This is a genomic window from Paenibacillus sp. OK060 (assembly GCF_900101205.1).
GTDB classification, from domain to species: Bacteria; Bacillota; Bacilli; order Paenibacillales; family Paenibacillaceae; genus Paenibacillus; species Paenibacillus marchantiae.
In genome coordinates, this window is sequence record NZ_FNFR01000005.1 from 417,235 (window position 1) to 431,383 (window position 14,149).

The 14,149-nt window shown below is 39.1% G+C and carries 15 protein-coding genes; 6 read left to right on the plus strand and 9 right to left on the minus strand.

Going from position 1 to position 14,149, the window contains the following annotated elements:
* Positions 1–114: 114 nt before the first annotated feature.
* The 5 genes from BLS14_RS20455 to BLS14_RS20480 form a co-directional block, all read right to left on the minus strand.
* The gene (locus tag BLS14_RS20455) at positions 115–570 is read right to left on the minus strand and encodes a DinB family protein (RefSeq protein WP_090953663.1); all 456 of its coding nucleotides are present in this window, start codon (positions 568–570) and stop codon (positions 115–117) included.
* 132 nt (positions 571–702) lie between these two features.
* Positions 703–1,323 carry a hypothetical protein gene (locus BLS14_RS20460; RefSeq protein WP_090953664.1) on the minus strand — a complete coding sequence of 207 codons (621 nt, stop codon included), beginning with the start codon at positions 1,321–1,323 and terminating at the stop codon, positions 703–705.
* 571 nt (positions 1,324–1,894) lie between these two features.
* Positions 1,895–2,428, minus strand: coding sequence for a pilus assembly protein (locus BLS14_RS20470; protein ID WP_176854636.1), 534 nt, complete (start codon positions 2,426–2,428; stop codon positions 1,895–1,897).
* Between the two features lie 129 nt (positions 2,429–2,557).
* Positions 2,558–2,983, minus strand: coding sequence for a hypothetical protein (locus BLS14_RS20475; protein WP_176854638.1), 426 nt, complete (start codon positions 2,981–2,983; stop codon positions 2,558–2,560).
* A 180-nt stretch (positions 2,984–3,163) separates the two neighbouring features.
* Positions 3,164–3,724, minus strand: coding sequence for a DUF4367 domain-containing protein (locus BLS14_RS20480; RefSeq protein WP_090953672.1), 561 nt, complete (start codon positions 3,722–3,724; stop codon positions 3,164–3,166).
* Between the two features lie 605 nt (positions 3,725–4,329).
* Between BLS14_RS20480 and BLS14_RS20485 the strand changes: the two genes are divergently transcribed.
* Entirely contained in the window at positions 4,330–4,848 is a 519-nt protein-coding gene (locus BLS14_RS20485) for a hypothetical protein (protein ID WP_176854640.1), read from the plus strand.
* 248 nt (positions 4,849–5,096) lie between these two features.
* Here the strand turns inward: BLS14_RS20485 and BLS14_RS20490 are convergent, their stop codons facing one another.
* The 4 genes from BLS14_RS20490 to BLS14_RS20505 form a co-directional block, all read right to left on the minus strand.
* Entirely contained in the window at positions 5,097–6,296 is a 1,200-nt protein-coding gene (locus tag BLS14_RS20490; RefSeq protein WP_090953878.1) for an MFS transporter, read from the minus strand.
* Between the two features lie 96 nt (positions 6,297–6,392).
* On the minus strand, positions 6,393–7,430 hold the full coding sequence (locus tag BLS14_RS20495; RefSeq protein ID WP_090953674.1) for an ROK family protein: 1,038 nt from the start codon (positions 7,428–7,430) through the stop codon (positions 6,393–6,395).
* Between the two features lie 199 nt (positions 7,431–7,629).
* Positions 7,630–7,899: a hypothetical protein gene (locus BLS14_RS20500; RefSeq protein ID WP_090953676.1), complete on the minus strand. Its 270-nt coding sequence runs from the start codon at positions 7,897–7,899 to the stop codon at positions 7,630–7,632.
* 94 nt (positions 7,900–7,993) lie between these two features.
* Positions 7,994–8,827: an MAE_28990/MAE_18760 family HEPN-like nuclease gene (locus BLS14_RS20505; RefSeq protein ID WP_090809655.1), complete on the minus strand. Its 834-nt coding sequence runs from the start codon at positions 8,825–8,827 to the stop codon at positions 7,994–7,996.
* Between the two features lie 210 nt (positions 8,828–9,037).
* Here BLS14_RS20505 and BLS14_RS20510 point away from each other — a divergent pair, with 210 nt between their 5' ends.
* The 5 genes from BLS14_RS20510 (at position 9,038) to BLS14_RS20530 (ending at position 14,001) form a co-directional block, all read left to right on the plus strand.
* A complete protein-coding gene (locus BLS14_RS20510; RefSeq protein ID WP_143021568.1) occupies positions 9,038–9,985 on the plus strand; it encodes a hypothetical protein in 948 nt (315 codons plus the stop codon).
* Between the two features lie 70 nt (positions 9,986–10,055).
* Positions 10,056–11,015 (plus strand): S8 family peptidase, encoded by a 960-nt coding sequence (locus BLS14_RS20515; RefSeq protein WP_090809651.1) that lies wholly within the window; start codon positions 10,056–10,058, stop codon positions 11,013–11,015.
* 71 nt (positions 11,016–11,086) lie between these two features.
* Positions 11,087–11,515 (plus strand): hypothetical protein, encoded by a 429-nt coding sequence (locus BLS14_RS20520; protein WP_090809649.1) that lies wholly within the window; start codon positions 11,087–11,089, stop codon positions 11,513–11,515.
* A gap of 355 nt (positions 11,516–11,870) precedes the next feature.
* Positions 11,871–12,482: a TetR/AcrR family transcriptional regulator gene (locus BLS14_RS20525; RefSeq protein ID WP_090809647.1), complete on the plus strand. Its 612-nt coding sequence runs from the start codon at positions 11,871–11,873 to the stop codon at positions 12,480–12,482.
* Between the two features lie 196 nt (positions 12,483–12,678).
* A complete protein-coding gene (locus BLS14_RS20530; protein WP_090953678.1) occupies positions 12,679–14,001 on the plus strand; it encodes a metal-dependent hydrolase family protein in 1,323 nt (440 codons plus the stop codon).
* Positions 14,002–14,149: the final 148 nt, after the last annotated feature.

Below are 14,149 nucleotides of genomic sequence, written 5' to 3' on the forward strand. Positions count from 1 at the left end.
AAACCTTTATTTTCTAATTCTCTTTCGGTTATCCCCAGGATAGGTTTCTTTTCCTCTTATTAAGAAACCTATCTATGAATATCCAGTCCTCTATATGCCACGCTATCTTGCCCGTTAGAGCCTCGCGAACGTGATGTAATCGACTTGGGCAGGCTCTGCCGATTCGATCCGAAGTGCCCGATTGATCTGTCCTCGGTGATATTGCCCATGTAAGAGAACCTGCAACAGGATGTCCCGGACGGATGTTTGGAATGGAACCCCACTCTGATTCGCGTAGTCGATCATTTCATCCAACTCAGATTCCTCAAGCCCTTCGATATAGACGCGATATTGCTCAGCGTTTTCTTCGAATATCGTCCGGATCGCCGTCAGGTCTTCCGCTTCTTCCCATAACGAATATTGCGCGCTACCCTTGCCCTGCAATCGAGACAACCAGACTCGTTCCGCGACCGCGACGTGCCGAACGAGTTTCAGAAGGTCCTTGTGCTTCGTCCCACTCTCTTCGAGTGCTTCCAAGATACGTCCGTCTGCCCAGTACAGGTGGTCCATCATGCACTTGATTGTCTTCATTTCGATTTCCCCCTCTTCATCTCATTGATTAATCGAACCTGCTGCCATCCAATAGTTTCATCAATGAAGCTTTTCATTTGATTTAACTGATATCTGAACAAATTCCGTAGTGTCTTGGTTGAACGCCAACGTTTAACGTAAATCCGTAAGAACTCGTTTCGCATAAGCTTCCCAGTCTGCTTCATCTGTGTTAATCTCTAAAGTTGGAATCAATGATTGTTTCGTAGCCATTCGAAGATTTTCTTGATTATCTAAAAACGTTTCACATACTTGGGGAGTAGTAGAATTCCCCATAACATATGACTTCCAGGCTTCACCGCGACTTTCAATATACCTAGACTCAACAGCATCCGGGGTCAAGGTTAAGAGTACACAATGTGCATTCATCCTGAGTAGACGTTTCTCTAGCAACTCAATCTCAGGAGAGGCTTTAAATGCGGCTCTATGATTTACATGAAACCTCTCTAAAAGAAAAAATATACCTTTTGATGGTTTGGAATGACCAAGAAAGTTAATCCAATCGTATTGTTGTTCAAGATAATCAACATGTCGACTTAGAAGTGAGATATGTTCATCCTTATCCATGGATCTTAAAACACCTTGGTATGAATGCAATACTTGTGAATAGTGTTCACTTACTGCAACTATAGTTTTCTCACTATTCGGTGTTTGACTATGTAATCTCTTTATAGCAGAAAATAATGATGTTTTTCCTACAGTAGACATCCCTTCAACAATTACACCCCGAATCATCTTCCTGTTCCCTCCTAAGCTTCTTGGTATTCTGCCCTTTAGTATATTTAGTACCGTGAACTAGCCTGCTCGTTCCTGCTCGTTAGTTGATAATTTAGTTAGTTCATCAATGGGAATTGAACCATCATGATAACGATAAGAGAAGAAATACAGCTTAGTATTGCAATCAAAATATGAAGACAACTGAATGAGATTTTTTCTATAAAAATTCTTTCTTTTCTTTGAATGAAGCACGAGTATATTAACACAGTGATCACAATGGGCAAATATTGATGAAGATTCGGTCCATCCTTACTCGGTAATACTTCATGAATATATCCACCTATAGTTTCATCAATGATCATAAAAGTATATATAACTCCGATTAACGCTGAAATAAAAAACTGCAATGCTAACTGAACTAGATTTTTCTTTAAAAATAAGAGACCAATTTTTCGGTATAGGTCATTGACCATTATGTATTTGTTGCCTCCTCATTTTTTGAATAGTACTCCTCCTATGTTTTACCATATAATTCATGCTATTGATTCCGTGCAGCGATACCTCAATTAAAACTAACCTGCCCGTTAGTTCAATAAGATAGAGGAGCAGTATCGTCCGGGTCTGAAACAGCTGCTCCCCATACTTCCCCATTAACGTTATAACCGCCACCACTCCATTGAAGCAAGTAGCCTCCAGTACGCATGCCTTGCGTGAAACCTTGATTAATATTTATCCAATCCGAAGATTCCCCGGCAGCAATCGTTCTAGCGAAATACACTTCACTAGTATCTAAGTGTGTTAAACTAACATTGACTTCATGGCTACTATTGTTCTTCATTAGAAGTTTTATATGTACGAATTCCGGATTTATTGAAAAGGGTTGCTGTACCGTTGCGCCCCCAGAAGCAATATAGTGCGAGGGTTTATTCTCTTCTTCACTTAAAGAATTAGTAGGGGTTGTACTTGTTGATTTGCTTGATAATACACCAGACTTTAGAGTAGAGTTATTCTCTTGAGTTGAACTTGTTGAATCACAGGCAGTTACAGTCGCTGTTGTTAAAGATAATAATAAAACAGCAAAAAAAAGCCCCTTTTTTTTCACAACTTTATCCCTCATATTCATTTATTAGTTATTCTAGAACCTATAAGACGTTCCTCGTTATTAATAACGCTATCAAATCAATGAAAGTTACATCTGTAATTCACAAAATGGCACTGAGTTAACCTGCCCGTTAGTTGAATTCAACTAAGATTATTTAACAAGAATTTCAATTGGATTCATTGTTAATGAGATATCCCCATCAATATTTACAAGAAGATTTTGTTTCCCTTTTTTTGTTACTATAAATTCATCTTCAACCTCAACTAGTTGACCTGACTTAAACTCAGTTAAATATGCCATATCCTTATAATTACGCTCCTCGTTACTACCCGAAAAGTAAAAACGAATGATTGGTTCTCCATGGGAAACTTCACCGGGTTGAATACCCGTATATTTAAGAGTCCCTTTTACTTTTATTGCTTCACCAGTAACTATAATAGTTGGCGTTGTTACTTCGAGAACAAAATCAGATGCTACTACACTTTGAGTCACAGTTTCTTCATTTTTTTCTGTTGATGAACACCCAGCAAATATCGTGGGTACCACTAATACCAACATTAAAATCCAACTACTCATTTTTGTCACATCATATCACCTCTCTCATACTACAACGGATTTATATCGAATTTGTTGCTTAATTTCAAGGATAAAAGCCATTCCGCTTTCATAGTCTACTTAAAGTCAAATATTAAAAAGGCTCCCATGTAAGATGGCAGCCTTAATTGCTTTCGTTTTCCGTTAGTTTGAATTACTGAATCATCTCATTGATTTTGCTAACGCGATCATTTCCTCTTTAGTTAATTCTCCGCTGTCCATTTCAATGAAAGTATCATTTTGTACCCATCGTAGGTATCCTCCTGGTATATGGTTAGCCCATGGTTCAAATCGCCCTTCGATTCCATTTATGTTCATTTTCTCTCCATGTTCATTAAACTTAAAATCCTCGACTATAGTTCTTGTTGTACTTGATCGGTTACGAACATCGACGTTAGTGACAACTCGGTTTACTTTATATCCACCCGCCTTATGTTCTTCAATTCCAAACAAATATGTCTGTCCTGATTCATCAAAAAAATGAAGTCTAACTTTTGAAACTGATTGTCTAAGATCAAACGGGTATGGTTCCTTAATTTCTAATATATAGTTTTGATCCGAGCAAGACGGCGTATAGAGTTTGAAATCCGCAACAGTTTGCAGCTTGTCCAAATCCATATTTGAAAAAGCTTGCGTAGGTTTAGCTGATGCGATGAGTAGGTCATTGTTGATTCCAACAGAAAGCGTAAAGATAAAAATCAATGAAACAATCCGTTTAAGCAAGGGCATTCCCTCCAAATTTTTTTGGTAATATTATGCCATTGTTTAATTCAACTATTCTTCCCTTTAGTTTAAACACAAAAAATCCCAGAGTCGGTTACTCTGAGATTTCCGCCATTATTCGAGTGGATTAGCTTATATTGAAGGACAATTGATTTTCAGTTGATAATCTTAAATTATTCTCTAACTCTCTCCTGCGTCATCATCTACTCTGAGGTATACTGATCCAAACATAGGAATCATCAATTGTTTAGTCTTATCGTTAATTTGATTCTATTGGCGGGCTATTTCAGATTCGTTAAAAACCGTCTGTTTCTCTGCCCATGCAAAAGTTCCGTGTTCTGTAGATATCTGACCTATAAATCTGAATTTATCCGGATCTAAGTGTATATAAGAATTCAGTAAGGTAGAGTTGTCCATATCGGGCTTCACAACCTATGTCCTTTACAGAACATGATAGATTATTGTAATTCGATTCCATATAAATGGTAAATTGTACAGATAGATCTATTCCCTTTTTTTGTGGTAGTATCGCTAATGTTGTGTACATAACAAAAATATTATAGAGGTATACTAAATTGCAGAAAATACCACACGTTGAATTAATGATGAAGAAAAAATATTCTAAAATCATCATCGTTGTTGTCGTTCTCTTGATCATTGCTTCAACTTTTATTTTAATTGAAAGCTTATACACTAAGAAAGAAGTTGAGGTTAATTCGAATTATTATACTGGTTTTGTTGCGAGAGTACAGAAATTGGATGATACACTTTCTCAAACCAGTGAGATAGAGACTGATAATGAAGTTGAGCAAATGTTTGATGTCTATACTTCCATTATTTTAGTGAATGACCAATTAACTCTCTTAAAAGAAAATACTAAAAATTTTCCTGAACTAAATGTTCTCATCAATGACTTTTTAATATTTAGGGGGGAATATGGTTATCTTGTAAGAGATCAATTAAAAGGTAATCGTGCAGATTCTGAAGTACGCATGAAAGTGGTCAAACAGGTCAAACTATTCCTGAATAACTTGCCAAAAGAATACGAAAATTCGAAGGAATTTGCGGATAAGTTTAATGCGGCAGCTGAGCATATTAAACCGTTACTACATCTTAATTTCTAACTATATTAAATTACGGTGTAATTTTACCGATTACTTATTTGAGCTGCGGTTGCGGCTCTTTTTCTGTATTTCAAGAAATAACTAACCTGCACTTAGCTTAATAAAAAGAGCAGGATACCGAAGTATCTGCTCATTAATGTGTATTATTCCACTATCGTTCCCATAGTTTAAAGAAGCATCGTTAATTCACACTTTATTTGCTTTCTACATAAAGCATCGATTTCTGTTTTAAAATCAATAAATGATAGCTAAATCAGTTCCTGCTTCCGCTTCAAATACCCGTACAACACTATTCCAGATGCCGCACAGATTACAGCGCATAGGCCGATGAATCCGTACCCTGCTTGAAGTCCGCGCAATAACCCCAGCTGAGTGGTTGGGCCATATGCATTCTTCACGCCCTCAATCACCCAACCAATTACATAGTTACCGATGACACTACCAATCCCCATCAAGGTAACTGTGAACGTAATCGCAGTGTCACTGCCGTTTGGATATCTGCGTGCGATAAATGCCATGACTGTTGGATAGATCATCGCAATACCCGCTCCCGATACGGCAAAGAAAAATGCCAACTCCTCTCCGCCTGCAATGGCGACAAACGTACATACCGCCGAGAAAGCAGAGAACAGAATCAACGACAATACGAATCCGATCCGGTCAGTAAGCGGTCCTAGCAACAGTCTGCCCAACGAAAAACTCAGGAAGAACGCAGACAGCAGCCCAGATGCTTTGACCGTGTCCCACGTGTAGGCTTTCTCCAGAAAGTTAACGAGCCAACCCCCAACCGCCAGTTCTGATACCACGCCAAAAGAAAGAATAAGCACCATCAGCCAGATGGCTGGATCACGTGTTAACGTCTTGAGTGAAGTCCGATCTTCATGAGGAAGATCGTCCCCCGGAAACTTACTGCGCAGCGCTGCAATGATCGGTAGCATACAGAGTGACAACATCACCAGATACATACCACGCCAGTCCAGTTCGTGACCAAACACGTGCAACGACATCACACCTGTCGCCAGCAAAGGCGCTACCGTTGAACTCAGCCCATAGAAGAAATGGGAGAGGTTCATCATCGTACCTGTGTTTTTCACAAAGATTCGCGCCCCCAGAATCGCCAGCGCAATCTCCAGCATGCCGTTTCCGATGTACATGAAGAAGTAAGATGAAGCAAAAAGTGGATATGTATGAGATACGTAAATGAACACACCCGAGAGTATCATTGATGCAAACGAAATGATGCTAACTGCCTTAATGCCCCATTTGCGAACTAGGATGGCGGTGAAGGAGCAGGCGATCAGGTACCCCAGTGCATTCAGGGACAATAACGTCCCGAGCTGTTTCTCATCCAGATTGAAGTCGAATTGAATTCGCGGAATGGCTGGTCCCTTAATATTTTCAGATATACCAAATACGATAAATCCCAGAAAAATCGTTGCCAGTTGCATGGCGTAAAGCTTGTTGAACTTTTTCTTGTTTCCTTCTGTACCTGCTTGCTGATTCAAATTAAGTTCCTCCATTAAGGTGCCATAAAATGTGGTTGACTACCATTGCTTCTCGATCAGTTGGATGCGATAAGTCAGGCTCTCCAACGTAACAGCGACCACCCCAGTGAGGTATTCACGTCGTGTGTCTCTCTGGATAATCAACTCCGGCATATGCTCCAATGGAATCATTCGATCCAGACAACCTTGCGTCAGGCCATCCCGCATAGCCGGGTCCATCGTATCCCCTGTTACCACAATCGTTGCCGGATTAATGATCGCAATAATGGATACCAGTGTCTGTACCACCAGTTCCTGCAACCCTTCCGCTGTTTTCAACATCCGTAACTGTTCTTCCCGTGACACGCCAAAAGGTAGAAAAGATACCTCGCCCCCAAATTGCGTGTTCCCTGTGAGCGGACGACCATCAATAATAAAGCCTGCACCAGGAAAATGGTTCTCAGGAAATGTAACTACCGCGAAGTTCTTCTCTTCTTCAAATTGCTGCTGGTTATACAGTCCGTACACCGTGAGATTCATGTCGTTACCAATGACCACTTCCACATCATCATACTGTTCCTTGAGCCTTGGCCCTAGCGGTTGACCCGCCAGCTCCGACACATCACAAATGCCAATTACACCGTCGTGTGCCACCCCTGGTATACCAATGCCAATGGCCTGCACATTGTGGTGCGTTTCGATCAGGCTCGCAATCAAATCCTCCACCACAGTCACATTAATCTCATCCAAAATGAGCGTCTGTTCGTCCGTCATTTCCCCGTTCAGATTGGCGTGTGTATGTGTAATCGAGTGAATGCCACCCTCCGTTCGAATAATCAGACACAGCACACTTGCGTAGTCCGCATTGAATTGATACCGACTTGCAGGTCTTCCCCCACTTGATTCATCTGGGCCCAGATCGATAATCTCACCTGTCTGAAGCAACTCGTTCAGGATCGTGCCGCATGTGGCTACGCTGAGTTTCGTCAGGTTTGCAATGGAAGCCTTCGTGCCTACGCCTATTGATCGCAGTGTATTCTTCACAAGTTCAACATTAATGCGCTTCACCTGTTGGGTGTTGTGTGAAGTGGGTAACATGGTTAGTTGTATGCCTCCTTTCGTTCATTTCGAACCATTCAATGAATGTTTTTAAAAGTATTTTAATAATTGAAGTGTAGGGGGATTTGTGGGGAAAGTCAATGCTTAATTGAAGGCGAAAAACGTTTGGATGGACAGACAAAAAGACAGTTCAAGATCATCTTGTATGATCCTGCACTGTCCTTTAGTTAAGGTGACTTTATGTAGACTGACTCATTTGATTTGTCAAGATGCTCTTCTCCAGTCGGACTTTAAATAACTTTCGATTCAAATCCTGTTCCATGGAATGAAGGTGATACGCAGCCTGTTTCACGGTATCCATCTCAAGCACACCTGCTTGCTTTGCGATGATGTCCATGGCGTCTAGGATGAGTTTGTTGCATGTGACCAGTTGGTTAACGTAATCGTCTTCCTGTTCGATGAGTTGTGCGTACTGCGAAGCGAGATTTTCACTGTCGGTACTTGTCATGTCACCACTCCTTTGTTAAGGAGAGGGTAACATAAAAATGAACTTGAGTCGGTACGCTAAGACGTACCATTCACAAATCAAGTTAAGAGCAGCTTTAGAGAGTCGTAATCGAGGAGTTAAACAGTACTAACGCAATTGTGTATTGCAGTATCTGAACTTTAATCCTTGCATCTTCTAGTTCCTTTACTGCTATCTCATTTTGAAAATTCGCTCCATGTGCGATAGAATGTCGTTTTCTTAATAACTCATCTATAAATACTATCCACAATGAATCATCTCTTAAAAGTTGTCCATTTTTAATCAAGATTTGATAATCCAATAAATTAATTTTATATGGATAGCTTACAACTGCTTGCTTTATATAATCTTTTAAATCTGTTAAAAGCTCTTTCGTTTCAGAAATATTGTTTTCAAACACAACATCTAATTTTGAATTATGCAGTAACTTAAAAAAATCCTTGATACCAAAATTATTAAGAATAAGTTCAATTACACTCGGTGATGGATTTTTATTTCTGTCAAATAGAAAAGGTTCGACAGTAAGACGAGCATTTAATTTGGAAAACTCCTCAAGTAACTTACCCTGAATCCTATTATCGATGCCTCCACTATCATTTATAGTCGACAAGAACAAACTGCAGTAGGTTTTTTGAATTCGTTTTGGAAAGTCCGAGAAAGTACAATACTGGTTTAAGTCTCTTATTAATGTTGATGCCGCTTCTTTCATAAAACCTTCAAGATGAGCAACTAACAGAACTACCGCCGATCTACAAAGAACATTTTTTACATCAACATTACTTTGTAATTTAATTTGTTCTATTAATATATCTATTTCAGACCATCGTTCCTCTAATTCTTCAATAAAAAGGGAAGCGAAAGTACTAACCTCCGCTCCATCATTAATTGTGGTATGTTCCGCGGAAGTCATTTTAGTAACTCCTTAACTGCAGAGCGATTTAATCAACTAAATAGCATGTTGTATCTAAATATAAATAAGATCTACCTTCGTATAATAACAAAAAAACGACAAAATAATACATTTTTTAGACTTTTTGACCTATTTAAGTTTTTACGTATCAAGGTTAAGATTAACATCGGCAAATGCGCATTTGCAATTATTGTAAATATAGGAGGGAATATGTTGAAGAAAATAATATCTATACTTTTAGGATGTTCTTTACTTATGTCAGTAGCTCCTGTTACTAACGCTACAGAATTAAATTCCACCAGTACAAAGCTCAATGAATTAATTACCGAGGGTTTAACTGAGTCTGAGGCCTCTAAAGTATTACAATATGAAAAAATTAAAAGTCAACTTGCTGAAACTGGACAAGTCCTGGATCTGAATGGAAATGATCAAATTATTGTTACAACAGATCCTAGTATCAGAAGCCTGACTTCAACTAAAGCAGAAGCAGTTGGACTTCAAGAAGAAGATATTTCTTTCTTACAAGAAGATTACGAAGAAAAGAAAGAATTAAACGTTCTGACTCATGAAGAACGTATGAAAGAGTTTGAAGAGTATAGAGAAAAGAATCCAACAGTTACCAATGATAGACTGGAATTTGAAGATGGCTCTTGGATTGAATTCACAGTAACTCAAGAGAGAATTGACGAGATTACTGAGGATAATGTAAACGTATATACTTTGCCTAACCAAAAAGAGATGACAAGTAAAAACTGGCCTTCGGATGGTAATTTCAGTGCCACAGCTGAATTGAAGCAATTTGATGGTACAACTTTTTCAAAGATCTATGTTACTCAGATCACTAAAGTCAGTAACGGACAAAAACACGTTGAATTCACTGGAGAAGCATGCGGAAGAGCAGCAGTTGGTATTTCTGAAGTAGGTGATTGCACTTTACAGGGACAAATTACTGAAACCGATTACTATAAAAAACCAGAGATTTGGACCCAAAATGAGGCTAAAGCTTCCTTTAAGCTGACAGCTTCGCATAGTGTATCTTTGGCTGGAGTATACTCCTTCACAGTCAATCAGAACAGTACTTGGGAACAATATGCAAGCATTCGTTGTTCTTTGATTGGTTCGCACTATTATGCTGGTATTTATGGAGTAGGTATTTAAATAATCAATAATAAGTTATACGACAACGAATATTGTCGTATAACTTATTACTTTGTAAGTGGGGTTACTTATGATCAAATCTAAACATATTTTTTACAGTTGTATTATCCTATCTATTATTATATGTTTTGCTATTCTAATTTTGAAACCTCATAATAAAATAGAGGTAATTTTGGCGACAGATAGTATTAAAGAGTGGCCATACAGTAACCTAAATTACTATCCAGTAAAAGATGAAATTGCAATGAAACCTTTATCCATTGCAATTATTGACACTGGTACTGATAAAACGAGTCCTTGTTTGAAGAATATGGATATAGAAGAAATTAAAATAACTGGATCAGAAGATAATGATAGTAAACATGGTACGTTGATTACCTCAGCATTTTGCACAAGTAAATTTTTAGACACCCCATCATTAGATGGAAAATTGCTAAGAGACCATTTGAAAATGTATTCAATTGATGTTGGAACAGACAAAAAAATAGAAATTGAATCTTTAAATAAGGGAATATCCGTTGCACTAGAAAACAACGTTGATATCATTAATCTGAGTATAGGTACCTATAAGAACAATGCAAAACTAAATAATTTAATTAATGAAGCCCTTAATAGAGGCATATTGGTTATCACATCCGCAGGTAACGATATGACACGCCAAAAATTATATCCATCGGCATATGAAGGAGTTATCACAGTTGCGGCGATTGACCAAAAAAATAACTATGTACAAACAAATAATTTTAATAGTGACATAACTTTGAGTGCCCCAGGGATTGATATTCCCACATCTTTAATGGACGAACATGGTAAAAATCAGATTATATCTGGTACATCCGCCTCAAGTATTTTAGTATCAAGCTTGGTAGTACTCCTGAAAACAATTGATCCTAAAATAGATGAAAAAAAGCTTAACGAAATTTTCAAACAAACTTCAATCGATTTAGGCACAAAAGGAAGAGATGATCACTATGGATTTGGACTCATCGATTTTCAAAGTATAATTAAATATGTCAATCAAGCCAACTAACTGTTATATTTTTTAAAATAATAAATAAAATAAAAATGCTTCTTAACATTAAAGTCTAGGGAGGATGAAGAATGACCAAGTTACGTTTTACTATAATCATAAGCCTAATAGCTCTGGTCTCTGTATTGCTTATTTCGTGTAATGAGAAAAAAGAAGTATCTCTCGATGACTTGATTGAGACTATGAAAGAATCAAGCCTAAACATTGAAACAGATGAAACTGAAGTCGCTTCAACCCACTATGCATACAATCCGGAAAAAAAGATGTTTTATTTAGGCTTAGAATTCAACAATAACGAAATTCCTTCCAATGAGCAACAAAAGGCTATTTATGAAAAATTTCTTTCTAAAGCTTCTGAGGTTACAAATACAGGCGATTGGAAAAAAGCCTTAGAACTATATAACGTAACATTTGAGCAACTATTACCGAACAATGAGAAAAAAACACTCGCCATAAAGAAAGAAAATTCTGACATAATTGAACTTTTAAATTCGAAATAAGACTATCTAATTTTAAAACAAGGAGCACATGTTTAAGTGCTCCTTGTTCATTACCTCTATATCTTCCCATATACAACATAATTCATCACGCCACTCTCGCATAGAGCTTCAAATTCCTTCACTAATTATTGATTGAATCTAATAATGTCACTTTTGCCCAAATGAATAGTATGTATTTCAATGTCTTCATCCATATTGATCCTGTCCTAGTGGATTATTTTAAATAAACATACGAAATAAGCACTAGATCTTCTATAAGCCGAGATCTAGTTTACCCTCTCCTCATTTGACACACCACTCAAAAAGGCTTATCCTAATAACGAACCGCCCATTCACTATTAAGGAGTCGTTCCCGATGGTGCAAGCCAAGAAAGACGAAGTCAGGAAAGAGATTGAATACGCGGCGCTCAAGGTCTTTTTTGAAAAAGGCTATGTGGATGCCAAGATGAGCGATATCGCGGATGAAATTAATATTTCCGTGGGCAATATCTATACTTATTTTAAGAATAAGAAAGAACTATTCTACGCCGTCGTGCCACCGGATCTGGTGGATTATCTGAAGAATGTGCTGGTGGAGACGATTCACTTTGATAACCAGACTCTTTTCGAGGAAACGGATAGCGAGCGAAAGTCGGCACTGTTACAGGAACAGGTTGATGTGTTACGGAAATATCGGAATCAAATCGTGATCATCTTTGAAAAGAATAAAGGCACCATCTACACCAACGCCAAGAATGAACTTGTTGAGCTAATGATCGAAACCAAGAAGGCCTATCTCAAGAATCAATATAAACGGTATGAGATTGGCACCGAGGAGAATTTGATCTTACTGAACATCCTCGCGCACAACGTGATCGACATGAACCTGGATCTATTGAAGCGGGATATGAGTGAGGACAGCCGGAAGCAAATATTCGAAGCCTTGTATGTATACAGACTGTACGGTATGAAAAGTCTCAACGAATAACGCTATATCTCATCACTTATGTCAGATAGACAAAGCGTGCAGATCAGATCAACTTCACTTGGTTTGCACGCAAAAAAACTTCATCATATATCAGCCAATTTTTTTAACCTAAAAATGAATTATTTATTCATTATTGAAACAGGTATCTTCGTTACCCTAACTACTCGCTTCACCTACATCCAAAGGAGGAACACATATGAACACCGCTTACGCATTGAAAAACGTCAATCTGATCCACGGCGACTCAAGCCGCAATCTGCAAAGAAACATGACCATTCTTGTCAATGAACAAGGACTTATTCAGAATATAAGCCAAGATAACGAACTGCTTATCCCTAGTCACTACACAACAATCGACCTCTCAGGAAAATACGTAATGCCTGGACTGATCAACGCCCACGTGCACCTCTTTGCAGACGGTAAACCGTTCAGTCTCTCGGTTAGTGAAGGCATGTTGCAGTTTGCCTATGATCGAATATTGAACACCAAGTTTGGCAGAAACGTTTTGAAAAAACGCATGAAACGCAACGCGCTGACCGCACTCCATGCGGGTGTGACGACGATGCGCAGTGTGGGGGAATTCTTTTACACGGACGTCCAGCTGCGGGATGAGATTAACAACGGTGACTTTGTCGGCCCCAATCTGCTAGTCTCCGGGTTTTTCCTAAGTGTAACGGGCGGACACGGTGCTCCATTCCTGGCTCTGGTTGGCGACTCCCCGTGGGAAGCACGAAGAAATGTACGGATCAATGTGAAACACGGTGTGGATCTGATCAAAATCTGTGTGACTGGTGGCGTGACGGATGCGAAGATGGTGGGCGAAGCTGGACGTTTACAGATGACGGTGGACGAAGTTGCGGCGATCTGCGATGAAGCGCATAAGATTGGCTTGCGGGTGGCAGCGCATGTGGAAAGCACCGAAGGCGTACGGGTTGCGTTACAAGGTGGGGTCGATACCATTGAGCACGGTTCGGAGATGGACGACGAAATCATTCGTTTGTACAAAAATAATCCCAATGCCCTGAATGGCTGCACCGCACTCATCCCCACCCTGCAAGCCGCTTATCCCTCCGCTTCACTTGATACCAGCGTAACGAAGGTAAGTGCAACGGTAAAAGAGAACTCCAGACTCGTCTATGATTCCATGCTCAAAGGTGTAAAACAAGCGATCGAAAACGACATCAGCATCGGGATAGGCACCGATGCCGCCATGCCTTACGTGACTCACTATGATATGTGGAGAGAGTTGGACCATTACATGAGACAGGCCAACCTGAACATCAAACAGGTCATCGACATGGTGACTCGAACCAATGCGAAGATCCTCGGTGTTGACGATATTACAGGGACGATGGATATCGGAAAACATGCCGATCTGATTATTATGGAGCAAAATCCCCTGGAACATATCGAGGCCTTGTCAGACATCTCTATTGTCATGGTTAAAGGAAATCTAATTCAAACACCATCTGTCACAAGAATCAAAGAAGTCGACGATGTTCTAAACTCAGTTTGGTGAATTCAGGAGTGAAATCTTGCTTGATAAATTGATTAATTGTTTATCCATCTTCATGACGTTGAATATCATGAACGAAATTGCTCTGATTGGCGGTATTCTGACGCTTTATACGGGGTTAAACATCTTGTAGATTACGAAGATCAAAGTG